At 63.3% G+C, this 24,148-nt stretch carries 21 protein-coding genes; 9 read left to right on the forward strand and 12 right to left on the reverse strand.

From position 1 onward, the window contains the following. Window positions 1-82: 82 nt before the first annotated feature. Window positions 83-799 (reverse strand): arylesterase, encoded by a 717-nt coding sequence (locus GRI59_RS12375; RefSeq protein WP_160761446.1) that lies wholly within the window; start codon window positions 797-799, stop codon window positions 83-85. Between the two features lie 59 nt (window positions 800-858). On the opposite strand from GRI59_RS12375, the gene GRI59_RS12380 reads away from it, so the two are divergent. After that, complete coding sequence (locus tag GRI59_RS12380; RefSeq protein WP_160761447.1) at window positions 859-1,557, forward strand: ATP-binding cassette domain-containing protein; 699 nt, start codon at window positions 859-861, stop codon at window positions 1,555-1,557. After that, complete coding sequence (locus GRI59_RS12385; protein ID WP_160761448.1) at window positions 1,554-4,079, forward strand: ABC transporter permease; 2,526 nt, start codon at window positions 1,554-1,556, stop codon at window positions 4,077-4,079. Before GRI59_RS12380 ends, GRI59_RS12385 begins: the two co-directional genes overlap by 4 nt. Before the next feature lie 11 nt (window positions 4,080-4,090). On the opposite strand, the gene GRI59_RS12390 is transcribed toward GRI59_RS12385, so the two are convergent. From GRI59_RS12390 to GRI59_RS12400, 3 genes are all read right to left on the reverse strand, one after another. After that, window positions 4,091-4,960 carry a hypothetical protein gene (locus GRI59_RS12390; protein WP_160761449.1) on the reverse strand — a complete coding sequence of 290 codons (870 nt, stop codon included), beginning with the start codon at window positions 4,958-4,960 and terminating at the stop codon, window positions 4,091-4,093. A 105-nt stretch (window positions 4,961-5,065) separates the two neighbouring features. Next, window positions 5,066-5,395: a DUF805 domain-containing protein gene (locus tag GRI59_RS12395; RefSeq protein ID WP_419866803.1), complete on the reverse strand. Its 330-nt coding sequence runs from the start codon at window positions 5,393-5,395 to the stop codon at window positions 5,066-5,068. Window positions 5,396-5,587: 192 nt separating this feature from the next. Then, complete coding sequence (locus GRI59_RS12400; RefSeq protein WP_160761450.1) at window positions 5,588-8,311, reverse strand: TonB-dependent receptor; 2,724 nt, start codon at window positions 8,309-8,311, stop codon at window positions 5,588-5,590. Window positions 8,312-8,729: 418 nt separating this feature from the next. On the opposite strand from GRI59_RS12400, the gene typA reads away from it, so the two are divergent. Continuing rightward, window positions 8,730-10,565, forward strand: coding sequence for a translational GTPase TypA (typA, locus tag GRI59_RS12405; protein WP_160761451.1), 1,836 nt, complete (start codon window positions 8,730-8,732; stop codon window positions 10,563-10,565). Between the two features lie 98 nt (window positions 10,566-10,663). On the opposite strand, the gene GRI59_RS12410 is transcribed toward typA, so the two are convergent. Further along, the gene (locus GRI59_RS12410) at window positions 10,664-11,506 is read right to left on the reverse strand and encodes an outer membrane protein (RefSeq protein ID WP_160761452.1); all 843 of its coding nucleotides are present in this window, start codon (window positions 11,504-11,506) and stop codon (window positions 10,664-10,666) included. 266 nt (window positions 11,507-11,772) lie between these two features. Here GRI59_RS12410 and putP point away from each other — a divergent pair, with 266 nt between their 5' ends. From putP to GRI59_RS12425, 3 genes are all read left to right on the forward strand, one after another. Further along, the gene (putP, locus tag GRI59_RS12415) at window positions 11,773-13,242 is read left to right on the forward strand and encodes a sodium/proline symporter PutP (protein WP_160761453.1); all 1,470 of its coding nucleotides are present in this window, start codon (window positions 11,773-11,775) and stop codon (window positions 13,240-13,242) included. After that, a complete protein-coding gene (locus GRI59_RS12420) occupies window positions 13,239-13,625 on the forward strand; it encodes a VOC family protein (RefSeq protein ID WP_160761454.1) in 387 nt (128 codons plus the stop codon). Before putP ends, GRI59_RS12420 begins: the two co-directional genes overlap by 4 nt. Before the next feature lie 104 nt (window positions 13,626-13,729). Next, window positions 13,730-14,458 (forward strand): extensin-like domain-containing protein, encoded by a 729-nt coding sequence (locus GRI59_RS12425; protein ID WP_160761455.1) that lies wholly within the window; start codon window positions 13,730-13,732, stop codon window positions 14,456-14,458. A gap of 140 nt (window positions 14,459-14,598) precedes the next feature. Here the strand turns inward: GRI59_RS12425 and GRI59_RS12430 are convergent, their stop codons facing one another. The 7 genes from GRI59_RS12430 to GRI59_RS12460 all read right to left on the reverse strand — a co-directional run bounded on the left by GRI59_RS12430 (window position 14,599) and on the right by GRI59_RS12460 (window position 21,041). Further along, window positions 14,599-15,219: a response regulator transcription factor gene (locus tag GRI59_RS12430; RefSeq protein WP_160761456.1), complete on the reverse strand. Its 621-nt coding sequence runs from the start codon at window positions 15,217-15,219 to the stop codon at window positions 14,599-14,601. A gap of 143 nt (window positions 15,220-15,362) precedes the next feature. Beyond that, window positions 15,363-16,109, reverse strand: coding sequence for a proteasome-type protease (locus GRI59_RS12435; RefSeq protein ID WP_160761457.1), 747 nt, complete (start codon window positions 16,107-16,109; stop codon window positions 15,363-15,365). 102 nt (window positions 16,110-16,211) lie between these two features. Continuing rightward, window positions 16,212-17,096 carry a transglutaminase family protein gene (locus tag GRI59_RS12440; RefSeq protein ID WP_160761458.1) on the reverse strand — a complete coding sequence of 295 codons (885 nt, stop codon included), beginning with the start codon at window positions 17,094-17,096 and terminating at the stop codon, window positions 16,212-16,214. Next, on the reverse strand, window positions 17,093-18,037 hold the full coding sequence (locus GRI59_RS12445) for an alpha-E domain-containing protein (RefSeq protein ID WP_160761459.1): 945 nt from the start codon (window positions 18,035-18,037) through the stop codon (window positions 17,093-17,095). Before GRI59_RS12445 ends, GRI59_RS12440 begins: the two co-directional genes overlap by 4 nt. A 16-nt stretch (window positions 18,038-18,053) precedes the next feature. After that, window positions 18,054-19,484: a circularly permuted type 2 ATP-grasp protein gene (locus GRI59_RS12450; protein WP_160761460.1), complete on the reverse strand. Its 1,431-nt coding sequence runs from the start codon at window positions 19,482-19,484 to the stop codon at window positions 18,054-18,056. A 115-nt stretch (window positions 19,485-19,599) separates the two neighbouring features. After that, the gene (locus tag GRI59_RS12455) at window positions 19,600-20,436 is read right to left on the reverse strand and encodes an esterase/lipase family protein (RefSeq protein WP_160761461.1); all 837 of its coding nucleotides are present in this window, start codon (window positions 20,434-20,436) and stop codon (window positions 19,600-19,602) included. A 71-nt stretch (window positions 20,437-20,507) separates the two neighbouring features. After that, window positions 20,508-21,041, reverse strand: a complete 534-nt coding sequence (locus tag GRI59_RS12460) for a DUF3617 domain-containing protein (RefSeq protein WP_160761462.1) — start codon at window positions 21,039-21,041, stop codon at window positions 20,508-20,510. A 122-nt stretch (window positions 21,042-21,163) separates the two neighbouring features. Here GRI59_RS12460 and uvrB point away from each other — a divergent pair, with 122 nt between their 5' ends. The 3 genes from uvrB (at window position 21,164) to GRI59_RS12475 (ending at window position 24,093) form a co-directional block, all read left to right on the forward strand. After that, complete coding sequence (gene uvrB / locus GRI59_RS12465) at window positions 21,164-23,359, forward strand: excinuclease ABC subunit UvrB (RefSeq protein ID WP_160761463.1); 2,196 nt, start codon at window positions 21,164-21,166, stop codon at window positions 23,357-23,359. A gap of 157 nt (window positions 23,360-23,516) precedes the next feature. Continuing rightward, entirely contained in the window at window positions 23,517-23,798 is a 282-nt protein-coding gene (locus GRI59_RS12470; RefSeq protein WP_160761464.1) for a type II toxin-antitoxin system RelE/ParE family toxin, read from the forward strand. After that, entirely contained in the window at window positions 23,773-24,093 is a 321-nt protein-coding gene (locus GRI59_RS12475; RefSeq protein WP_160761465.1) for a HigA family addiction module antitoxin, read from the forward strand. The genes GRI59_RS12470 and GRI59_RS12475 overlap by 26 nt, the downstream gene beginning before the upstream one ends. Window positions 24,094-24,148: the final 55 nt, after the last annotated feature.

Here is a 24,148-nt window from a genome sequence, read left to right on the forward strand (position 1 = left end):
AAAGAACGCCCCTGCGATAACGCGGCTGTGGCGAGTAGGAAAATGGCGACGCGCAAAGGGCTGCTTTGCTCCGCGCGCTACACTACTCCCCGCGAGGCAACGCGCCTTCCACCTCGTCGAGCGTCGAGGCCACCAGCCGCTCGATTCCATCGGCGGTCGGGTGAATCTTGTCGGCCTGGAACAGCGCAGGCTCGCGATAAATGTCCTCAAGCCAGAACGGGATCAGCGCCGCGCCATATTCCTTGGCGAGATCGCGGTAGATCGCATCGAACTGCGCCTGAAACTCCGGCCCGTAATTCGGCGGTGCCCGCATCCCCATGATCAGCACCGGCACCTTCTGCTCGCGCAGGATCGTCAGCATCTTGCCAAGGTTTGCCTTGGTCTCTTCCGGCGAGAGCCCGCGCAGTAGGTCATTCCCGCCCAGCTCCAGAATTAACAGCGCGGGCGGCGTCTCCTGCGCAGCCAGCGTAAACTCCAGCCGCTGCAACCCCGCTGCCGAGGTATCGCCTGAGACCCCCGCATTGATCACATCGGCGTCCATTCCCTTGGCCCGCAGCGCGTTCTCCAGCTTCTCGGGATAGGAATCGCGCGGGTCGAGGTTGTAGCCGGCAAACAGGCTGTCACCGAAGGCGATGATCTTCCGCTCCGGCCCCATCACCGGGATCGCCGGGAGCGCGGGCTGGCCGTCTTCGGCGATCTCGGCCGCAGGCGCGGCGTCCTCGGCCGCGTCCCCGCAGCCAGCGAGCGCAAGCGCCAAGGCACCAACGACGCTTATATTCGACCAACCGCGCTTGTGCATCCGCACACCATCCTTAGCTGTAGCTTGTTGCTATCCCCCACCTATGCCATCGGAACCGTGTGACAAGTCCCTCTCTCGCAATCAGCGCCCGCAATCTTACCCTCACCCTCGGCAGCAATGCTGCGCCGGTCACGATCCTGCGGGGTATAGACCTCGACATTGAACAGGGTCAGGTCGTGGCGCTGTTGGGGCCATCAGGTTCGGGCAAAAGCTCGCTGATGGCCGTGCTGTCCGGCCTCGAGCGCGCAAGCGGCGGCGCACTGACTGTGGCGGGTGCGGATTTCACCAATCTGACCGAGGATGGCCTTGCCGCGGCGCGCCGGGGCCGGATCGGAATTGTGCTGCAAGCCTTCCACCTGCTGCCGACCATGACCGCGGCCGAGAACGTCGCCACTCCGATGGAGCTGGCCGCCATGCCGGACGCCAGCCCGCGCGCGCTGGCGGAGCTGGAAGCGGTCGGCCTCGGCCACCGCACCGGGCATTACCCCACCCAGCTTTCGGGCGGCGAGCAACAGCGCGTGGCCATCGCCCGCGCTACCGCGCCCCGCCCCGATCTGATCTTCGCCGATGAACCGACCGGCAACCTCGACGCCGCGACGGGCGAGGAGATCATCAACCTCCTGTTCGCCCGCCGCGCCGAGACCGGAGCGACGCTGCTCATCATCACCCACGATGCCAGCCTTGCTGCGCGCTGCGAGCGGGTGCTGACCATGGCGGACGGCATGATCGTCTCGGATACGGCAGGCAGCAAGGCATGAGCCTGCCCATTGGCACGGCGTGGCGCATCGCACGCCGCGATCTCAATGCGCGCTTCAAGGGGCTGCGGCTGCTGCTGGTGTGCATCTTTCTCGGCACTGCTGCGCTGGCGGCAATCGGCACGCTGACCAATGCGATCGAGCGCGAGCTGGAGTCCAGCGGGCAAGAATTGCTCGGCGGCGACTTGGAAGTCGAGGTATGGCAGCGCGACCTGAGGCCCGATGAACGCACGGCGCTGGCGCAATATGGCACCATCTCCAGCGGCTACCGGATGCAGGCGATGGCCAGCACGCCCGACGCGGCGGCTCCGATTGAGCTGAAGGCAGTCGACGCCAAGTGGCCGATGTTCGGCACATTGCTTCTGACCGATGGCCGCACCGTCGGCGCGCCCAGTGGCACGGATGCGTGGATTGCGCAGACCGCGTTGGAACGGCTCGGGATCGCGGTGGGTGACAGTTTCAAGGTCGGCACCGTGAACTTGCGGGTCGCGGGTATCATTCAAGACGAGCCCGATCGCCTGTCCGAAGGCTTCCAGCTCGGTCCGACGATCATTGTGGCGCAGGATGTGCCCGCCAAGGCCGGACTGCTGCAGCCCGGTTCGCTCTACCAGAGCAAGCACCGGATCGCCTTTGCCAATGCCGCGCAGGGTCCGGATGTGGTCGAAGAGGCGCTGACCAAGCGCTTTCCCACCGCCGGGTTCGATATTCGCACCCGTGACCGCGCCTCGCCCGGCGCGGATCGGTTCGTACGGCAGATGAGTGATTTCCTGACGCTGGTGGGCCTTGCTGCGCTGGTGATCGCAGGCATCGGGATTGCGGGCGGCGTGTCATCCTATCTCGATCAGCGCCGCACCAGCATCGCGACGCTGAAGGTGCTGGGGGCGACCTCGGGCGATATCGTGCGCATCTATGCGATGCAGATCGGCGTGGCGGCACTGGCGGGGAGTATCGCGGGACTCGCGGCGGGCGTGCTGGTCACGCCGCTTCTGGCGGGCGCCTTGCAAGGGCTGCTGCCGGTCGAGAGCGGCTTCATCATCGCGCCGGGCGCACTGGCGCTGGCGGCGAGTTACGGGCTGCTGGTGGCCTTCGCCTTTGCGGCGGCACCCCTGCTGCGCGCGCGTACCTTCCCGGCGATGGCGCTGATGCGGTCGGGCATCGTGCCGCTGTCGCGGGACAAGCGCGCGCTTTTGGCGACCGCGCTGGGACTTGCCGCGATCTGCGCGCTGGCGCTGCTCACCACCGATCAGCCGATGCTGTCGGGCGGATTCCTGCTCGGCGCTGGCGGCGCTCTGGTGCTGTTGGCGGGGCTGGGCTGGGGCATCCAGACCCTGGCGCGCCACCTGCCGCGCCCGGCCAATCCGCTGCTCAGGAGCGCGCTCGCCAACATTCACCGCCCCGGCGCGCCGACGGGGGCGCTGGTGACGGCATTGGGCTTTGGCCTTGCGGCTTTCGTGCTGCTCGCCGCCGTGCAGAGCGCGATCGACGGCAATATCCAGCAGCGCGTTCCGCAAGCCGCGCCGGATTACTTCGTGCTCGACGTGCCGCCCGCCAAGGAGCCGCGCTTCTTCGAACTGATCCAGCAGGACTTCCCCAAGGCCGCGATCCGCACCGTGCCGACGATGCGCGGCGCGGTGCTGGCCTATGGGCCTAAGGCGACAATGATCCGCGTGGCCGACCTCAAAGAGATCCCCGAGGGCGCCTGGGCGCTGCGGGGTGAGCGCGGGTTGACCTATGCCGACACCCTGCCCGAGGGCAACCGCGTGATCGAAGGCCAATGGTGGAGCCCGTTCCACAAGGGTGAGCCGCTGGTCTCGGTCGATGCCGATTTCGCGAAGGCCGTGGACCTCAAGGTCGGCGATTACCTCACCATCGGCATCCTCGGCGTGGAGCGCACCGCACGGGTCGCCAATATCCGCGAGATCGACTGGGAGAGCATGGGCTTCAACTTCGCGCTGGTGTTCAGCCGCAACGCGATTTCGGATGCGCCGCATAATCTGTCGGCGACCATCGACTTGCCCGAAGGCGCGGAGACCGCGGCTCGTGGCAAGCTGCTGCGGGCGCTGGTGAAGGAGATGCCGTCAAGCTCGGTAATCGAGGTGGGCGGCATTCTGGTCGAGGCGCGCAAGCTGCTCGAACAGGTCAGCCTCGCGACGCTGGCGGCGGCAGCTGTCACGGTGCTGGCAGGTCTCGCCGTGCTGATGGGTGCGATTGCCGCAGCGCGGGCGGCGCGAACCTATGACACGGTGATGCTGCGCGTGCTGGGCGCGAGCCGGCGGCAGATCCTGTTGTTGCAGCTGGCCGAATATGGCCTGCTTGCCGGCGTGCTGGCGCTCGTGGCGTTGGCGCTCGGCGGCGGATTGGCGTGGGTGGTCATCACCCAGCTATTCGAGTTTGACTGGCTGCCCGATTGGGGCGAAGTGCTCGGCGTGCTCGGCCTCGGCGTGGCGCTGGTGCTCGGCTTCGCGCTTGCGGGATCACTACCGCTATTGCGGGCGAAACCGGCGCGGGCGCTAAGGGAATTGTAAGCGAGGGAGCTTTAGGCGAACACCTCTTCCAGCCGGTCCGATCCGCCGCCCGTTACTTCGGAATGGAGCGAGGCGGTGAAGGCCGAGGCGAACAGGGTGTAGGCGATCATCAGCGGAATGATCAGCAGCCCGCCGATGATCGCCAGCACAGTCCCCGCGCCGGAGCCGCCCTCGGCCGCGTCGGTAGCGGCAAACAGCAGCGCCACGGGAAGGCCCAAAGCCACCAGCGACACCACGACAAAGGCGATCAGCGCGAGCAGGATCGCAAGCACCTTGCCGCGCGTCACCGACCAGCTGCGCCGCAGCGCGGTGATCGGGTTGAACACCTGATCCACCGCAACCACCGGGATCAGCACGGCAAACCGGCACGCCAGATAGATGATCACGGGAAGGAACAGCACCGGCAGGAGCGCCGCTAGCACTCCGCCGCCCGAGCCACCTGCGGCGGCTGACCCTCCCACCAGCGCCAGTACTCCCAGCGCGAGGCCGAAGTATCCCAGCAGCATCAGCACCGCGAGCGCGAAGAAGGGCAGCGCGCTTCGGAAGCCACGCACCATTGCCCCGCCGAACGACGGCTCTTCCAGTGGCGAAGCGATCGTCACCATCGCCGCCTGCTGGGCGAGCAGGATCACGATATAGGCGGCGTAAAACACCACGATCACCGCGATCATCCCGATCCCGAGGCCGGTTAACGCAGCCGGATCATCCAAGCCCGCCGCAAACCCCGCCGCCCCGGCGAGCCCCATCACCATCACGCCCACAAACAGCGCGATGGCGGCGGCGAACTGGATGACCAGAAACACCAGCCACATCCCCAGCAGCAGCCAGAAGCGCTGCCGGAACATGGCAAAGCTGATCGAAAAAACGCGGCCGATGTCCATGATGCAAAGCCCCCTAGCGGGCTTGCTTGCGCCGCAGGGATAAACTGCAACGCTCAAGCGCTTGGAGCAAGGGCCAAAATCGACCCCGCTCCATCACGCCGTGGATCACTCGAACACATTCTCGCCATACGGGTCCTTCGGATCGGCCCCGAACCGGTTGTGCCCGCGCGTGCCTTCAAGGCACATGAAAATGAACAGGATAAGCCCGCCCAGATAGGGGATCAGGCCCAGCAGGATAAACCAGCCCGACTTGTCCTGATCGTGGAAGCGCCGCACCTGCACGGCAAGGCTGGGGATGAAGAAGACGAGTCCGAAAGCCCCGACCAGCAGCAGGAAGAGGATACTGCCACCCTCGCCGCCATCCGAAAGGTCACCCAGGACAAAGCCGACCGCCATCAGAGGAAACAACACGAGGAGCTGGAACAGCACGAACATCCAGTATTCCTTACGCCGTTAGCGGCCCGAAAAATCGGCATACCGCTTGAGCGGCATAAGCATCCATTCCATCTGTGATCCCCCTGTTGCTTGTGAAGCCCTTGCAAAGCATCACATTTGACTTCGGCATGCAAACGAAAAGGGCCCCGCACCAATGGTGCGAGGCCCATATTCACGCCGATGGCGTTTCGCTTAGAAGCGGAAGCGCACAAGGCCGCCGTAGGTGCGCGGCTGGCTCGGGTAGCCCGAAACCGTACCGGCCTGCGCCACGCCGTCGAACACCGTGATGATGTACTGATCGTCGAGCAGGTTGCGCGCCCATGCGCCGATTTCCAGCCCGTTTTCGAGCTTGAAGGTCATCGACGCGTTCACGAGGTTCGTTTCACGCTGGAAAATCCGGGTGTTGCGCAGAGCAGCGTTGAAGGTCGGCAGGCCGTTGTTGATCGCGACGTTGCTTTCGTGGGCGTAGTCGAGACGGGTGACCAGCGAATTGCCGCTGTCGCCGAACTCGAGCGTGTAGGTCGCCGAGGTGGCGATGCTCCACGCCGGAATACCGCCCGGACGCGCGCCCGTCAGATTGCCGACCGGGCTTTCATCGAAGCTGTTGAACTTCGGATCAAGGTGGGTCGCCGCGAAGGTGAACACCAGACCGTCGGTCGGGTTGATCGTGGCATCGACTTCAAAGCCCCGAACCGATTGTTCACCCGCATTGTTCAGCTGGAAGCCGGTGCCGGTGAACAGGAAGCTCTGGAAACCCTTGATGGTCTGGTCGAACAGCGCGAGGTTGAAGCCGAAGCCGTCCCACTGCGCCTTCATGCCGATTTCGTAGACTTGCGCCTTTTCCGGCCCGGCAAAGCGCGAACCGGTGCCGAGGTTGGCAACGCCCAGCCCGCCATTGGTGATCGGCGAGGCCGGAGCGGCAAAGCTCGAGCGGCCCGGACCGGGGATGTAGTCCCCAAACGCCGGACGGCTATCACGCGACAGGTTGATCGAGCTCGCCTTAAAGCCGGTGGCGTAGCTGGCGTAGAGGTTGACCTCGTTCGAGACCTCATAGGCAGCGCGCAGCAGGTAAGTGAACTGGTCATCCTGCGTGCGGCCGGGCTCGACCGCGTTGGGCAGGTTAAGGAACGGCGGCTGGAACTGGAACGGCGTCAGGCCGAGCAGCGGGTTGGTCGCCGGGTTGGTGGCCGCAGCGAGCAGCTGCTGCTGGACCGCACCGGGCAGAGCCTGGAACTGCGCGCGAGTGAAGACGTCGGGCAGGTTCGGGTTCGCGCGGGTCGCACCGGTGATGAAGGCATCGACCAGATTGATGTTCGCCAACTCGTCGAACGATTGCTGGGCGAGCGCGAAGTCCTTCTTGTCGTCGGTGTAGTTGAAGCCGGCGGTGAAGACGAGGCCGTCAGCCGGCTCGAAATCGACGGTGCCGAACACCGACCACGACTTGTTGTCCATCGCAAACTGCTCGGCGGTCAGCGGACCGGGCGAGAAGATCGAGTTCTGCGGGAGGCCAAGGCCCTGTTCCACACCGTTGAACACCAGCGGGTTGCCAGCCAGCAGGCTGAAGAACGCGCGGGTATCGGCGCCCGTGGTCAGACGGCTGTCCTGCGAGATCGATTCGTCGAAGTAGAACCCGCCGAGGAGGAAGTTGATCGGGCCATCGAAGTCCGATGCGATCCGCAATTCCTGCGTGAAGGTGTCAACCTTCTGATCGCGCGTTTCGGTGACCACGTCGGCGCTGGTGAAGTCGACATCCTGATCGAGGAAGTAGAACCCGCCGAGGAGGAAGTTGATCGGGCCATCGAAGTCCGATGCGATCCGCAATTCCTGCGTGAAGGTGTCAACCTTCTGATCGCGCGTTTCGGTGACCACGTCGGCGCTGGTGAAGTCGACATCCTGATCGAGGAAGTTCTTCAATTCGCGATAGGCGGTGATCGAGGTCACGGTCAGGTTGCCGACGTTCCAGTCAGCCTGGATCGAGCCGCCGTAGTTATCGACGGTGTTGCGCGGAACCTGGCTGAGGAAGGTGTTGTAGCTGAAGAAGTTGGTATCGAGCGCGCCGCCCACAGCGAACACCGCAGGGGCGCTGGGGCCGGCCACGAGGGTCGAGACCTGACAGCACACTTCGTCAATCCGGCCGTAGTCACCGATGATGCGGATCTTGAAATCCGTGCTCGGCTCGATCAGCAGCTGGCCGCGGGCCGACCAGCGGTTGCGATCCGAAAGCTCCTCATCGAGGTTGACGATCCGGGCATAGCCGTCACGCTTGTTGTAGCTACCGTCGAGCGAGAAGGCGATGTTATCGGTGATCGGGCCGGTCACTTCGCCGCGCACAACCATTGCGTTGTAGTTGCCATAGCTGGCTTCGACGACGCCGCCGAATTCGTACTCGGGCTCCTTGGTGACGACCGAGATCACGCCGGCCGACGCGTTCTTGCCGAACAGCGTCGATTGCGGACCGTTCAGCACTTCGATGCGGCTGACCATGTTAAGGTCGGACAGCGCGGCGGCCGAACGCGAACGGAACACGCCGTCGATGAAGACGCCGACCGAAGGCTCGATCCCGAAGTTGTTATCGCCGTTGCCGAAGCCGCGGATGATGAAGGTGGTGGCCGAAGCGCTCTGCAACTGGCTGACGCGCAGCGAAGGCGTGACGGTTTGCAGATCGAGCACGTCGCGAATTTGCGCATTCTCGAGCGTTTCGCCGCTGGTCACCGACACCGAGATCGGGGTTTCCTGCAGGGTCTGTTCGCGCTTGGACGCGGTAACGATGATGACGTTACTGCTCTCGGGCGCCTCGACTTCAGGGTCCTGCTCCTGAGCGAATGCCGTTCCCGGCATGGCCAGGGCAAAGGTGGCAGCGCCTGCAAGCAGGGTGAATCGATATGCGCCGGCAATGCCGGTGATGGTCGAACGCATGGAAGCTCCTCTCCAAAATATCCCGCGACCCCGGCGCCTCTGAAGGCACGCACGTTATTCGTGCGCTCTCTCCCGTGATCGTGTGACGGCAATGATAAGCCAGTGTTGCGTCAGCGACAAGCGGCCCACCCGCGCTTTTCCCTGCCAATCCGGGTTATTGTTGCGCCAGAGTCACACTGGAATCCCCTGTGCAACCACCTCAAATGCGCCCCGCGCTTGCCCCGAACGCATCCTTGCGCTAGGCGCCGCGGCGATGTTGCAACGCAGCACATGGATGCAACGGCGACGCTTGCCGTAGCGTCCAGAGCTGTCGCTAACCCGCCACAAACACTGCCTAACGCAGCGCCCCCGATCCGCGTTGCCCGTTTACCCTGCCCCGGATGCCTCGCATTCGGCCTTCACCGGAAGTTTTTTGCGCATGTCGTCCGCCCTTAGAAATATCGCGATTATCGCCCACGTTGACCACGGAAAGACCACCTTGGTTGACCAATTGTTCCGCCAGTCGGGCACCTTCCGCGAGAACCAGCGCGTTGAAGAACGCGCCATGGATTCGGGCGATCTCGAAAAGGAACGCGGGATCACCATTCTCGCCAAGTGCACCAGTGTCGAATGGCACGGCGCCAACGGCGACACCACCCGCATCAATATCGTCGACACCCCCGGCCACGCCGACTTCGGCGCCGAGGTGGAGCGCATCCTCTCGATGGTCGACGGCGTGATCCTGCTGGTCGACAGCGCGGAAGGCGCGATGCCGCAGACCAAGTTCGTGACCGGCAAGGCGCTCGCGCTCGGCCTGCGTCCGATCGTCGTCGTCAACAAGATCGACCGCCCCGATGGCCGCCCGCAGGAAGTGCTCGACGAAGTGTTCGATCTGTTCGTCAGCCTCGATGCCGCCGACGATCAGCTCGAATTCCCGGTGCTCTACGCCTCGGGCCGCGATGGCTATGCCAGCGAAGATCAGGATCGCCGCGAAGGCAGCCTGGCTCCGCTGTTCGAGAAGATCATCGAGCACGTCCGCGCGCCCGGCCTTGATCCCGACGCCAAATTCAGCTTTCTTGCAACGCTGCTCGACCGCGACAACTTCATGGGCCGCGTCATCACCGGCCGCGTCCAGTCGGGCACGATCCGCGTCAACGATCCGATCCACGCCATCGACATGGATGGCAAGGTCGTCGAAGTCGGCCGCGCCACCAAGCTGATGAGCTTTGACGGGCTTGAGCGCGTCCCCGTGGAATCGGCGCAAGCAGGCGACATCATCGCGCTCGCCGGTCTGGAAAAGGCGACCGTTGCCAACACAATTTGCGATCCCTCGGTGTCCGAACCGATCGCCGCCCAGCCGATCGACCCGCCGACGCTGGCGATGCGCTTCTCGGTCAATGATTCCCCCCTCGCCGGGCGTGAGGGCAGCAAGGTCACCACCCGCATTATCCGCGACCGCCTGCTGCGCGAGGCGGAGACCAACGTCGCCATCCGCGTCACCGAAAGCGAAGACAAGGACGCCTACGAAGTTGCCGGGCGCGGCGAATTGCAGCTGGGCGTGCTGATTGAAACGATGCGCCGCGAAGGGTTTGAGCTCGGCATCAGCCGCCCGCGCGTGCTGTTCCGCGAAGAAGGCGGCAAGCGCATGGAGCCTTACGAAACCGTCGTCATCGACGTGGATGACGAACACTCGGGCACGGTTGTCGAGAAGATGCAGCGCCGCAAGGCCGATCTCACCGAAATGCGCCCCTCGGGCCTCGGCAAGACCCGCATCACCTTCTCCGCCCCGTCGCGCGGGTTGATCGGCTACCACGGCGAATTCCTGTCCGACACGCGCGGCACCGGGATCATGAACCGCCTGTTCGAAAAGTACGACGCCTACAAGGGTCCGATCGAAGGCCGCATCAACGGCGTGTTGATCTCCAACGGCGATGGCGAGGCCAATGCCTATGCGCTCAACATGCTCGAAGAGCGCGGCGAACTGTTCGTGGGCCCGCAGATGAAAGTCTATCAGGGCATGATCATCGGCGAGAATGCCAAGCCGGACGATCTCGAAGTCAACCCGATGAAGGCCAAGCAACTGTCAAACGTCCGATCCAGCGGCAAGGATGAAGCGATCCGCCTCACCCCGCCGCGCCGGATGACGCTGGAACAGTCGATTGCCTATATCGATGATGATGAAATGGTCGAAGTGACCCCGCAGTCGATCCGCCTGCGCAAGGCCGAGCTTGACCCGAACGAGCGCAAGAAGATGCGCCGCAAGAAGGAAAGCTGAGGTCCGGCGGCCCTAGCCACCAAACCCAAACGCAAATGACCCCGCACGAGGATGGCCTCGCGCGGGGTCATTTTTTTCAGCCTAAGCCGAAGCGGCGACTAGAACCGCAGGTTCACCGTCGCGCGCAGAGCGTGGTAATCGAACTTGTCGTTCGACAGACGCATATCGGTGCCGCCCGATTCCAGCAGGAACGGGTTGGTCGCAGGCGCGGTGCCCGGGCCAACGGCGACGACATAATCGTCATCGTTGAAGCGCGAGTAGAGGTACTCGATCCCTAGCCCAAGGTTGCGCGTCAGCATCACTTCAGCGCCGCCGCCAGCCTGCCAGCCGAACTGCCAGTCACGCTCGTTGTCGGGCGTGAAAGAATTGGCGCCATTGCTGGTGCTGAACGAATGGTCGATGCGCGCATAACCCGCGCCGCCGGTGGCATAGAACAGGGCGCGCCCTTCGCCCGGCGCAATGCCGAGACGTGCACGCGCGGTGACGGCCCAATCCATCTCGCGCCCGAAGGTGTAGGATGCCGGGGTGGTGCTGAAGCCGGTGGTGAATTCCTCCACGCCCGGACGCGCGCCTTCTACCAGAATGCCTGCGACAAACGGACCGTCGCCGAGGTGGCGGTCATAGCCGAGGCGAACCGCATAGCCTTCGTTCTGGCGATTGCCGCGGCAGCCCGCAGCCGCCGCGCTCACCGGCGTACCGGCGCAGAAGCCGGGCGAGAAGGCGTTGGCACCCGCCGCCGTATTGACGTTGTCGTTGAAGGCACCGTCCTGATCAGTATCAAACACGACCGTATCGCTGCGACCATCTTCAACAGATTCAAGACCAATAGATCCGGAAATGTATGGGCCGTTAAAGTAGCGTTCGTCTTCCTGCGCAAAGGCAGAAGACGAAAGCATCAGTGCAGTTATACCAACTGCCGGGGTGAAGTAACGTAGCGACATTATTGAAAACTCCGAATTCGGAAATGAACTTTTTGCAACCTATTTCAATTGCCGGTGCTCTCTGTCGCAATTCCGATATTGTTTCTAACTCATGAGTTAGTTTTCGCACGATCCGGCTTACGGCCACGTCAGTTGGCCTGAGAGGTGTGCGTAAATTGCGATGAAATGGGCCGCCGGTCTTCGCGCCTGCTCGAAGACTGTCTCCAATGGGGAAACTTGGCCGGATGGGTGGCCATTGGCGGCGGTGCTTGTTAGGCCTGCGCGCCATGAACGCATTGACACTCGGCTCGCTCGCTGTCTATTTCGTCCTGATGCTCGGCATCGGGGTTTATGCCTGGCGCAAGACGGCCAAGGACAGTTCGGGCTATCTGCTTGCCGGGCGCAGCCTCACGCCCTCGGTCGCCGCCTTGAGCGCAGGGGCATCCGATATGTCTGGCTGGCTGCTGCTCGGCCTGCCGGGCGCGCTATTTGCAAGCGGGCTGGTGGAGGCGTGGATCGCCATCGGGCTAACGGTCGGCGCGGCCCTCAACTGGATCATTGTCGCCCCCCGCCTGCGCGAACAGACCGAGCGGCTGGGCGACGCGCTCACCATCCCGCAATTCCTCGCCAACCGCTTCCCTGACAGCGGGACCTTGCTGCGCGTCATCTCGGCGGTGATCATCGTCGGCTTCTTCACCGTCTACACTGCGAGCGGGATGGTCGGCGGAGGCAAGCTGTTCGCGACCGCGTTTGCCGGAGTGCTGCCGGATACGGGCCTCAGCGATTACATGCTCGGCATCTTCATCACCGCCGGGATCGTGCTGGTCTACACCATGATTGGCGGGTTCCTCGCCGTCAGCCTCACCGACTTCGTGCAAGGCATGATCATGATGGTGGCGCTGGTGGTGATGCCGCTGGTAATATTCTTCGGCACCGAAACCGCCGTGCAACTCTCCGCAGTGCCGCAAGAAGGGTTTCTCAGCCTCACCCAAGGCGCGACGGCCATCGGCATAATCAGCGCGGTCACCTGGGGCCTCGGTTATTTCGGACAGCCGCATATCATCGTGCGCTTCATGGCAATCGACAAGGTTGAGAACGTGCCGATTGCCGGATGGATTTGCATGATCTGGATGGTGATCTCGCTGGCGGGAGCCGTTGTTGTCGGGCTTTCTGGGCGCGCCTATGCTCAAGCCAACGGACTGGTGGTCGAGGATCCCGAAACGATCTTCATCGTCCTCGCTAACCTGCTGTTCCACCCTGCGGTGACCGGCTTCCTCTATGCCGCGCTGCTGGCCGCGATCATGAGCACGATTTCATCGCAGCTACTGGTGTCGTCCTCCTCACTGACCGAGGATTTCTACCGCCTGTTCCTGCGCCGCAATGCCTCCGAGGCTGAAGCGGTGAATATCGGGCGGCTGAGCGTGGCCCTAGTGGCGTCGGCCGGAATTGTGATTGCCGCCGATCCGGAGAGCCAAGTGCTCGGCCTCGTCTCCAACGCATGGGCGGGCTTTGGCGCCGCGTTCGGCCCGCTGATCTTGCTGGCGCTGACCTGGAACCGCATGACCGGCGCGGGCGCAGTCGCCGGGTTGGTGACGGGCGCAGGTGTGGTTGCGGCATGGATCGCGCTCGGCTGGAACAAGGCATTTCTCGGCGGCCCCGGCCTCTACGAAATCGTCCCGGGCTTTGCCGCGTCGCTGCTGGCGATCGTGGTGGTGAGCGGGATGACGCGCACCGGGCGCGAAGAAGTGAAAGCATGAGCGAAATGTCGCCCCGTGTCACCGGGCTCGGCGGGGTGTTCTATGTGGTGCGCAATCCGGAAGCTTCGCGCACATGGTATCGCGAGATGCTTGGGATCGACGGTCCCTACGGCCCGCAACTCGCCTGGGCGGGCGAGCCGAGGGTGAACCCCTATTCGCTCATCAGCCACTTCACCGACGACGCCTATATCAAGCCCGGCACCGGCGGCTTCATGATCAACCTGCGGGTCGATGATCTGGATGGGTTCATCGCGATGTTGCGCGCCAAGGGGGCAGACATCCTCGGCGAGGCGGACGAGGGCTATGGCAAGTTTGCCTGGCTGCTTGATCCCGACGGGGTGAAGATCGAATTGTGGGAGCAGGTCGAAGACACCTTGCCCTGACCCCGGGCGGCGGCCTGCGTCAAAGCCCATAGCCCGGTGCCAACCATCGCTTACCCGAGCCCGTTTCCGGCCTGTTAACCATTTCTGCGAGATAATCCTTAGCCATGAGAGCCAAGGGCAAGATTCGTGGATGGACGCTGGCGGCAGCCGCACTCGCACTGGCGGGGTGCGGCTCGCTGATCCCGGGTGGCAGCAGCGGCGCTGCACCGGGGAACGCCAGCCAGAGCGCACGCGCACCGGCCCGTCCGGCAGTCCCCGTCGCGTCCGCCCCGCAAAGCTATGCACCGCGCGCTGAGGATGCGAGCTGCCTCGCCGATCTCGGCGCGAGCGGGGCGCGGTTCGATCCTCTCCCCGATACCTATGCCGCACCGGGCTGCAACAAGCTCGGCACGGTGCAGCTGATGGCGCTGGCGGGAGACCGCGCGCCGCTCACCCTCAGCAACATGGGGCCGGTGCGGTGCAGCGTCGCCAAGGCGTTCGGCGATTGGGCCCGCTTCGGCGTGGACCGTGCCGCGCGCCAGCTGCTCGGCAGTCCGGTGGCAAAAATCGAGACGATGGGCAGCTACGCCTGCCGCAATGTCGCCGGGAGCGAGCGCCGCTCGGCCCATGCCCGCGCCGAGGCGATCGACGTCTCGGCCTTTGTGCTGGCAGACGGGCGCCGGATCGTGCTGAAGCGCGACTGGGACGGCGGCGATGCGGCCACACGCGAGTTCCTGCGGGTGGTGCACAAGAGCGCGTGCAAGCGCTTCGGCACGGTGCTCGGACCGGAGTATAATGCCGCGCACGAGGATCACTTCCACCTTGAGGGCGCCGGCGCGAAGTTCTGCCGCTGATGCACAAAAGTCTGGCGGCCCCGGCCTGCTGAACGATCAGCGCCGAGGCCGCTTTGGGAGAATCCTGCAATTGACCGCTGATACTTGCGGCATTCACTCTGCGAGCGGGCGAGGCAGAGCAATAGCCACCTGCCTTAGCCCTAGGCCCGCAGCTTCGGTTCCAGCCTCGCCTCCAATTTCAACCGCACCGCTTCAGCCGCATGGCGTGCGCCGAGTTTCATCATCATGTTCGCCCGGTGGATTTCGACCGTCCGCGGGCTGATGTCGAGTTCGCGGGCGATCACTTTGTTGCTGCTGCCTTCCGCCAGCCAATCGAGCACTTCGCGTTCCCGCGCCGAGAGGGTCGAGATCCGGTCACGCGCTTCGATCATGCGGCGGCGGGCGACGCCGAACTGTTCGGCCTCCTTCTCGATCCGCACCAGACAGCGGGTGAAGCGTTCGGGATCGAGCGGCAGGGCGAGGTAATCCAGCGCTCCGGCCTTAATCGCTTCGACGATCCGTCCGGGGCGCGGCTGGGCATCGACCGCGATCAGCGGCAACCAGATGCCGAGCCGACCCAACCGGTCGAGAGTGATGCCCACCCCGCCTTCTTCAGCCGTATCGCGGGCGATGATGATCCCTTCGCGCGGCGGGTGCACGGCGAGTTCGGACAGGTCGCCGTACACCTCGCAATGGTGGCCCAGCGCAAAGCCCACCCGGGCCAGTTCTGCGCGTTGGCGGCTGCAAGAATCGACGAAGTGGAGGGATGCTTTGCGTGTCATGCAATGATGTCTGCGCCAATCCCTTGCAGGATACACGCAGTAGCGCCGCCAATGCGGAGTCTTCAGCACGCAACTTAACTATTAATACTATGAATTATAACGGTTATTTATATCCGTATCGGAGGCAAATCAGGCAAAAGTGCCTAAGCATCATCGCTGAAGCGATAGGATGGGAGCGAGTGGAAGGCTGATCGCAGAGCATTTCCCCAACCTGAGGAAATTGTGTCGAAATATTCATCCTCGGCCGTCACGCGGTGTTCGTGGCTGGCGACAAAGCCGTCCTTCGCGATCACCAGCAGATCCAGCGGCAAGCCCACTGAAAGGTTCGCCTTAAGCGTCGAATCGAAGCTCACCATCAGCAGCTTGACCGCGTCTTCAAAGCTCATGCCCCGGTCATAGCCGCGGATCAGGATCGGGCGGCCATACTTGGTCTCGCCAATCTGGAAGAACGGCGTGTCCCAACTGGCTTCGATGAAATTGCCCTCGGGATAGATCATGAACAGGCGCGGCTGCATCCCGGCGATCTGGCCGGCAACGATCATGGTGGCGGTAAAGCGTCCCTTGCCGCTTTCGCCGTTGACCGCCTGCGCGCTTTCGATGGTGGTGCGCAGCAACCGGCCGATCTCGGTCGCGACTTGGAACATGGTCGGCCCTTTGAGCAGGGCATTGTCGCGCTCGGACGGGGCCTTGGTGCGTTCCTCAAGCTGGCTGATCACCGCCTGCGTGGTCGCAAGATTGCCCGCAGTCATCACCGCGATCATACGTTCGCCCGGCACGCTCCAATGGAACAGCTTGCGAAAGGTCGAGATGTTGTCGACGCCCGAATTGGTACGGGTGTCGCTCATCAGCACGAGGCCTTTCTCAAGCACCATGCCAACGCAATAGGTCATGCCGTCATTCTCCCCTGCCCCAGCCCTTTGGCCTGAGCCTTCTTGCTCCGCGCCCTAGCGCGTGGCACGCTTCTGCGCAAAGCCTGCGCCCCGGCTTTTCGGTTATTGCGTGGACTGACCTTGGCTCTGGCTTTGGCCTTGCCCTTGGCTTTGGGATTGCCCGGCCGAAGGTTTCGCCTCGACCGCCACGCCCACAGTCAGCACTTCATCGGCCGCCCCGCCAAAGCTGATGCCGGTGACAGGCGCGGCATCGCGGTAGTCGCTTCCCGTCGCCACGCGGACATAGCGCGGATCGGGCGAGATCCCGTTCGACACATCGAAGCCGACCCAGCCGAGCCCTTCGACATGGGCTTCGGCCCAGGCGTGGGTGGCTTCTTGCTGGATACGGTCGTCCATCATCAGGTAGCCGCTGACATAGCGCGCCGGGATGCCGTTCGCGCGGGCCGCGCCGATAAAGATATGCGCATGGTCCTGACACACGCCAAAACCATGGATCACCGCTTCTTCAGCAGTGGTGCCGGAATGCGTGCGCCCGGCTTCGTAGGTGATCCGGTCCCGGATCAGATCGGACAGGGAATGGAGAAATTCGAGCGGCGCCTTGTCCGCTGGCCCCTGCACCTCCCGCAGCAAGCCCCGCAGTTTGGCGCCCGCACGCGTCAACGGGGTCTGGCGCAGGAAGCTCCACAAGGGCAAGTGACCCGAATGGCGGCCGATCACCCCGGCATTATCCTCGGTCTCGACCACGCCTTCGCAAGTCACCGTCACCTCATGCGCGCCCGGCTCCAGCCCGATCAGGGTGACGTGGTTGAAATGCTGATCGTCATATTGCAGCTCAGCATGAGCGTTGTCGAAGGTCATGCGCCAGTCGATAATGCGCTGGCCCTGCGTTTCCTTGGGCGTCAGCCGCAGCCGTTGGAGCGCATGAACCACCGGCTGCGTGAAGGCATAATGGGTGGTGTGCCGGATCGAGAGAGTGAGCTTGCTCATGCGTGGAACCGGTAATCCTCAGCGATGGCCTGGCTGATGCTGGCGTTGCGGGACAGGAAATCGACGAGAAATTCGTGCAGCCCTTGCTCGAAAATCTGATCGACGCACAGGTGGCTGATGCGGGTGTCAGAATCCCGCATCAGAGCAACGGCGCGCCCCTCGACCCCGTGCATCCGCGCCAGCGCGCCGAGGCAATCGCGCAAGGCGTTGCGGCAGAAGGCAAGGCTGCGCGGGAAGCGATCATCCAGCACCACGAATTCAACGATCCCGCGCGCTTCGATCTGTCCGGCATTGAGCCAGCTATAGACCCGCGCCCCCGCGACCGAGCGCAGCACCTGTTCCCACTGCCCGGTATCCAGGCTCGACCCGACATAAGATAGCGAGGGCAGGAGCAGGAAGTACTTCATGTCGAGAATGCGCGCGGTCGAATCCGAGCGTTCGATGAAAGTGCCCGCGCGGCTGAAGTGATAGCCTTCGTCCCGCAGCATCGAACCGTCAAACGCGCCGTGAACCTGCGTGCCGGCGCGGCGGATCGCGGCCAGCACCTCGCCCACGCCTGCCTGCCCCACCGGGCGGGCGAGCAGCGCGTCAAGCTTCATCCAGTTCTCGTTGACCGCTTCCCACACGTCCGACGAGATATTGGTCCGCGCTGTCCGGGCGTTCGACCGGACCGCGCCGAACATCAGCCGGACATTGCCGGGGTTGGACGGCCCGCGCAGGACAAAGTTCCAGACCTGCATCCCGTCATAGCTTTCATGCAACGCCTCATAGGCCTTGCTCAGCCCGAGCGTCGCGATCACAGAACGCCATTCTGCTTCGGCCGTAGCCAGATCGCGGGTCAGCGCCATGCGCAGCGCCGCTTCGAGCAGGCGTGCGGTGTTTTCGGCCCGCTCAAGATAGCGGAACATCCAGAACAACCCGTTGGCGGTGCGGCCTAGCATGATGCGTCCCCCACCATCAGTCCTTCAACACCCAGGTGTCCTTGGTGCCCCCGCCTTGCGAGGAATTCACCACCAGCGAACCCTTCTTCAGCGCCACCCGCGTCAGCCCGCCGGGCGTGATGTCGATCCCCTCAGGCGAGACCAGCACGAAGGGCCTGAGATCGAGGTGCCGGGGTGCCAGACCCTTGGCGGTGTAGATCGGGCAGGTCGACAGCGCGAGCGTGGGCTGGGCGATGTAATTCTCCGGCCGGGCAACCAGCTTGGCGCGGAAAGCCTCGATCTCGCGCTTGGACGAGGTCGGCCCGATCAGCATCCCGTAGCCGCCCGATCCGTGCACTTCTTTGACCACCAGTTCGGCCAGATTGTCGAGCACGTAGCCAAGTGCGTCCTTGTCTGCGCAGCGCCAGGTCTGGACGTTCGGCAGCAAGGGCTTTTCGCCGGTGTAGAACTCCACGATTTCCGGCATGAAGCTGTAGATCGCCTTGTCATCGGCCACCCCGGTTCCGGGCGCATTGGCGATGGTGATTCCGCCCGCGCGGTACACATCCATGATCCCCGGCACGCCAAGCGCAGAATCGGGGTTGAAGGTCAGCGGATCCAGATACTCGTCATCGACCCGGCGATAGAGCACATCGATCGGCTGGTAGCCGCGCGTGGTGCGCATCTGCACCCGGCCGCCCACCACGCGCAGATCGCTGCCTTCGACCAGTTCGGCGCCCATCTGGTCGGCGAGGAAGGCGTGCTCGAAATAGGCGGAATTGTAGATCCCCGGCGTCAGCACCGCGACCGTCGGCTTGCCACCAGTGAACGCGGGCGGGACGCAGGCGGCCAAGCTGCGGGCGAGGCGGCGCGGGTAGTTCGACACGCTCTCCACTGCCACGCGGCTGAACAGATCGGGGAACATCCCCATCATCGTCTCGCGGTTTTCGAGCATGTAGGAGACGCCCGAAGGCGTGCGCGCATTGTCCTCCAGCACAAAGAACTCGTCTGGACCGGTGCGCACAAGGTCGATGCCAACAATGTGGGTATAGATGCCGCCCGGAGGGGTGAAGCCGACCATGTTGGCCAACCACGCGTCATTCGATCGCAGCAGGCGTTCGGGCAGGCGGCCCGCGCGGACGATTTCCTGCCGGTGGTACAGATCATAGAGGAACGAATTGAGCGCCCGCACCCGCTGTTCGATCCCGCGCGATAGCTTGCGCCACTCGCTCGCAGTGATGATCCGCGGCACCATGTCGAACGGGATCAGGCGTTCTTCCGCCGCATCCTCGCCATAGACGTTGAAGGTGATGCCAGTGCGGCGAAAGCTATCATCCGCCTCGCGGTTCTTGCGGCGCAGGAATTCGGGCGGCTGCTCGTTATACCAGCGACAATATTCGGCATAGGCTGGCCGGGTCCGGCCATCGCTATCGAACATCTCGTCGAAATTGCTGCTACTCGCGTCCATTGACCCCCGCACGCTTTCTCAGAGCTTTCTGCCCTTAGGTGCAGCGCACAATCTAACCAGCCTTTCACAAAAGGAAAGCGGCCATGTCAGTTTGCGCAAGATCGCTGAAAAAGCGTCAGATGCGGGTGGTTTCGAGCTCGCTGAGCAGTGTGGCGATCACTTGGGCATCATAGGTGAAACCCATGTGCGTGCAGCGCAGCGGGATCGCGCGGTCACGCTCTCCCGGACGGCCAGCCGCGCAGCGCGGGGCGATCACGCCGTCATTGGCGCTCCACAGCGCCACCGTTTCAACCGGCGGCTTGACCGCCAGCATGGCTTCGACCGGCGGGGCATCGACCGAATGGCCGGTGATGAACTGGTAGGCGCGCCACACATTATTGGCGCGCGGGCTTCCCGAAAAGGGCGAGCCCATCGTGACGACCTTGGCGACCGCCTGTGGTTGACGCTTGGCAATCTCACGCGCGTACAGGCCGCCAAGGCTCCAGCCGATCAGCACGACCGGGCGCCCGTGCCGTTCGTGCAGTTCAACCAAGCGCGCCTCGATCTGGTCGAAGCGGACGGGATCGGGACCCCAGTTGCGGCCTTGCCCCCAGCGCTTGACCACATGGCCCGCACTTTCGAGCTGCCGCGCCAGATAGCGCATCCGCAACGGACTGGCGCCAAAGCCGGGGATGATCATCGCCACCTGCGGATTGGCAGTGGCGACGGCAACAGGCTTACGCTTGGCACGGCGCAGCGGTTCGAGCAGCACATCAGCCTCGCCCAGCAAGCGCATCAGGCGCGGCTTGCCCGCTTCGAATTCCTCAGGACAGGCTTCCCGCGCGAGCGCGACCCGCCGGGCCATCGCCGACGCGGCATAGGCCTGCTTCGCCTGCGCGCCAGCAGCCGTCGCCGCTGCAACCAGCGGGGACGGCAGGCGGGAAAGCTCAGGGACGAAGCGCTGCGGTGTCATGTGACAGTTTAAAGAGCGAAACCGATTAATGTTCCCTGAAGTGTAACAATGGAAACGCGCATTAAGGCCCTTTATTTCGCGGGGCAGTCACCGATCCGCTCGTGCTTGACCTTAAAGCTCATCGTTCCCTCACCCATCCCTTCGAAGTTCATCTTGGTGCTGGCGTTGAATTCGGATGAGGTCGGGGTGGTGGTGCCGGTCATGGACATGCGCGCTTCGCCTTCAGGGGTCTTGCATACCATCACCGCGTCCAGCTTCCCACCGTCGAGGTTGAAGCTTTCGTAGGCGCACTCGCCATTCTGGCCCTTCTTGACCAATTCCTCGAAACCCTTGTCGACGTCTTCGGCCGTCAGGCAATCTTCGCTGGTGGTGGTCGCACCGGCACCATGACCTTTCATTTCGGCAGGCATTCCCGGAACGTCGATACCGGTCATGGTTATGGTCGCCTTGTAGAGCCCGGGCTGCGGCTTGATTCCTTCAGCCTCTGCCTTGTTCGCGACTTCCTTGGCGCTGATTTCGCCATCTCCGTCAGCGTCCGTCTTGCCGCCGGAACAACCGACAAGCAGAGCCGCACCGGCTGCGGCGAAAATGGTGATGCGCTTCATATTGTCGTCTCCTCCTGCGTTTCGCGTTGATAACCGATCTAGCAGCAAATCGCGGCACGAAAAGCGCGCCGGTGCCTGGAAGCCGCCTTGCACGTCCCTGCTTTGTTCCCCATAACGATAGCATGGCCCAACTCGTGATCCGCCGCGGACTGGACGAGCCCGAAACGGGCGCGGACTTTACCCCGCACCGCCCCCAACGTCCCGACAAGTCGATGGGCGGCATCCCGTTCAAGCTGGTGTCGGAGTACGAACCGGCGGGCGATCAGCCGACCGCAATTGCCGAACTCACCGAAAGCGCGCTGGCGGGCGAGAAGACGCAGGTGCTGCTCGGCGTCACCGGCAGCGGCAAGACCTTTACGATGGCTAAGGTGATCGAAACCTTGCAGCGCCCCGCGCTGATCCTTGCCCCCAACAAGATCCTCGCCGCGCAGCTCTATGGCGAATTCAAAAGCTTCTTCCCCGAGAACGCGGTCGAGTATTTCGTCTCCTACTACGACTACTACCAGCCCGAAGCTTACGTCCCGCGGTCCGACACCTACATCGAGAAGGAAAGCTCGGTGAACGAGGCAATCGACCGGATGCGCCACTCGGCGACCCGCGCGCTGCTGGAGCGCGACGACGTGATCATCGTCGCCTCAGTCTCGTGCCTCTACGGGATCGGCTCGGTCGAAACCTATTCGGCGATGATTTTCGACATCAAGCTGGGTGAGACGGTCGACCAGCGCGAATTGATCCGCAAGCTGGTTGCCCTGCAATACAAGCGCAACGATGCCAGCTTCACCCGCGGCAATTTCCGGGTGCGCGGCGACAGCCTTGAGATCTTCCCCTCGCACTACGAGGACATGGCCTGGCGTATCAGCTTCTTCGGTGACGAGATTGAGGAGATCGCCGAATTCGATCCCCTCACCGGCACCAAGGGCGCGAAGCTGGAAAAGGTGCGGGTCTATGCCAATTCGCACTACGTGACGCCCGGTCCGACGATGAAGCAGGCGGCGGCTGCGATCAAGTTCGAGCTGGAGGAACGCCTCAAAGAACTTGAAATCGAAGGCAAGCTGCTCGAACGCCAGCGGCTGGAACAGCGCACGCATTTTGACCTCGAAATGATCGCGGCAACGGGCAGCTGCGCGGGGATCGAGAACTATTCGCGCTTCCTCACCGGCCGCCTGCCGGGCGAACCGCCGCCGACCTTGTTCGAGTATCTGCCCGAAAACGCGCTGCTGTTCGTCGATGAAAGCCACCAGACCGTGCCGCAGATCGGCGCGATGGCGAAGGGGGACCACCGCCGCAAAGTGACGCTCGCCGAATATGGCTTCCGCTTGCCGAGTTGCATCGACAACCGCCCCTTGCGCTTCAACGAATGGGACGCAATGCGCCCGCAGACCTTCGCGGTCAGCGCCACGCCCGGTCATTGGGAAATGGACCAGACCGGCGGGGTCTTCGCCGAACAGGTGATCCGCCCCACCGGGTTGATCGATCCGCCGGTGGAAATCCGCCCGGTCGAAGATCAGGTGCAGGATTGCATCGTCGAATGCAAAGCCACCGCCGCCAAGGGCTACCGCACCTTGGTGACGACGCTGACCAAGCGGATGGCGGAAGACCTCACCGAATTCATGCATGAAGCGGGGGTGCGGGTGCGCTATATGCACTCGGACGTCGAGACGCTGGAGCGGATCGAACTGATCCGCGATTTGCGTTTGGGCGTCTATGACGTGCTGATCGGGATCAACCTGCTGCGCGAAGGCCTCGACATTCCCGAATGCGGGCTGGTGGCGATTTTGGACGCCGACAAGGAAGGCTTCCTTCGCAGCGAAACCTCGCTGATCCAGACGATCGGCCGCGCGGCGCGCAACGTTGATGGCCGCGTGATCCTCTATGCCGATCGCGTCACCGGCAGCATGGAGCGCGCGCTGGCGGAGACGGATCGCCGCCGATCAAGGCAGGAAGCCTTCAACGCGGAACATGGCATCACGCCGCAGACGATCAAGCGCAACATCCACGACATAGTCGCCCATTCGGCAGCGCAGGATAGCGTGTTGGTGGATACCGGCGATGCGGAGCGCAACAACCTCGTCGGCCACAACCTGCGAAGCTACATTGAGGATTTGGAGAAGCGGATGCGCAATGCGGCGGCCAACCTCGAATTCGAGGAAGCAGGCCGGTTGCGCGACGAGATCCGGCGGCTGGAAGCGGACGAGCTCGGTATTCCCGACAAGGACAAGCGCGCGCCGATCGTTGGGCGGAGCAATGAGGGTAAGCCCGGGACGCGGAAGACGCGCTATGGGAAGGTGCGTGCGAAGCGGATGGGTGGGAAGCCGTAGTTCTCCACAAGAGTTATACGTAGCCAGTAAATTGTACCGCGAGGCATGCTGCGGGTTAGAAGGCAGTCAACAGGAAGATTTCATTTTTTTAAAATCAAACTGTTGCACGAAAGAAATTTGCCTGATTACTGATTGGCTGCACTTAACCGAGGCAGCCATGATCCAGTCTTTTTCCTGCATTGAGACCGAACGCCTCTGGTCAGGCAGCCTTAGCCGCAAGCTGCCTGCGGACATTCAGCAGCGCGCGCTGGCGAAGCTCAACATGATCGACGCCGCCGACACTCTCGACGACCTAAAACTTCCGCCCAGCAACCGCTTGCACGAACTTAAAGGCGACCGCGCCGGTCAGCATTCCATTTCAATTAACATGAAATGGCGTATATGTTTCCGCTGGAGCAACGGAAACGCATACGATGTCGAAATCGTCGACTACCACTGACACATCGGACTGGCTGCACATCCCGCACGCGGGCGAAATGCTGGTTTCGGAGTTTATGGAGCCATTGAAGCTCGATACGCCTGCGTTGGCCCAAGCCATCGCGGTTGATCCCGTGCGCTTGCAAGCGATGATCGACGGCAAAACTCGCATAGACGGCGAACTCGACCTGCGCCTCTCGCGCTACTTCCGGATGTCAGAGGGGTTTTTCCTCAGGCTTCAGACAAGCGCTGAACTCCGCACTGCCAAGCGCGCGCTCAATGGAGAGTTGGAGCGTATCCAACCTCGCGCTGCCTGACATACGGAATTAAGTTTGGTGGCAAGGCTTGAGGGATGCTTGAACCCCGCTCGCA

Source organism: Erythrobacter ramosus, assembly GCF_009828055.1.
Taxonomy (GTDB): Bacteria; Pseudomonadota; Alphaproteobacteria; order Sphingomonadales; family Sphingomonadaceae; genus Erythrobacter; species Erythrobacter ramosus.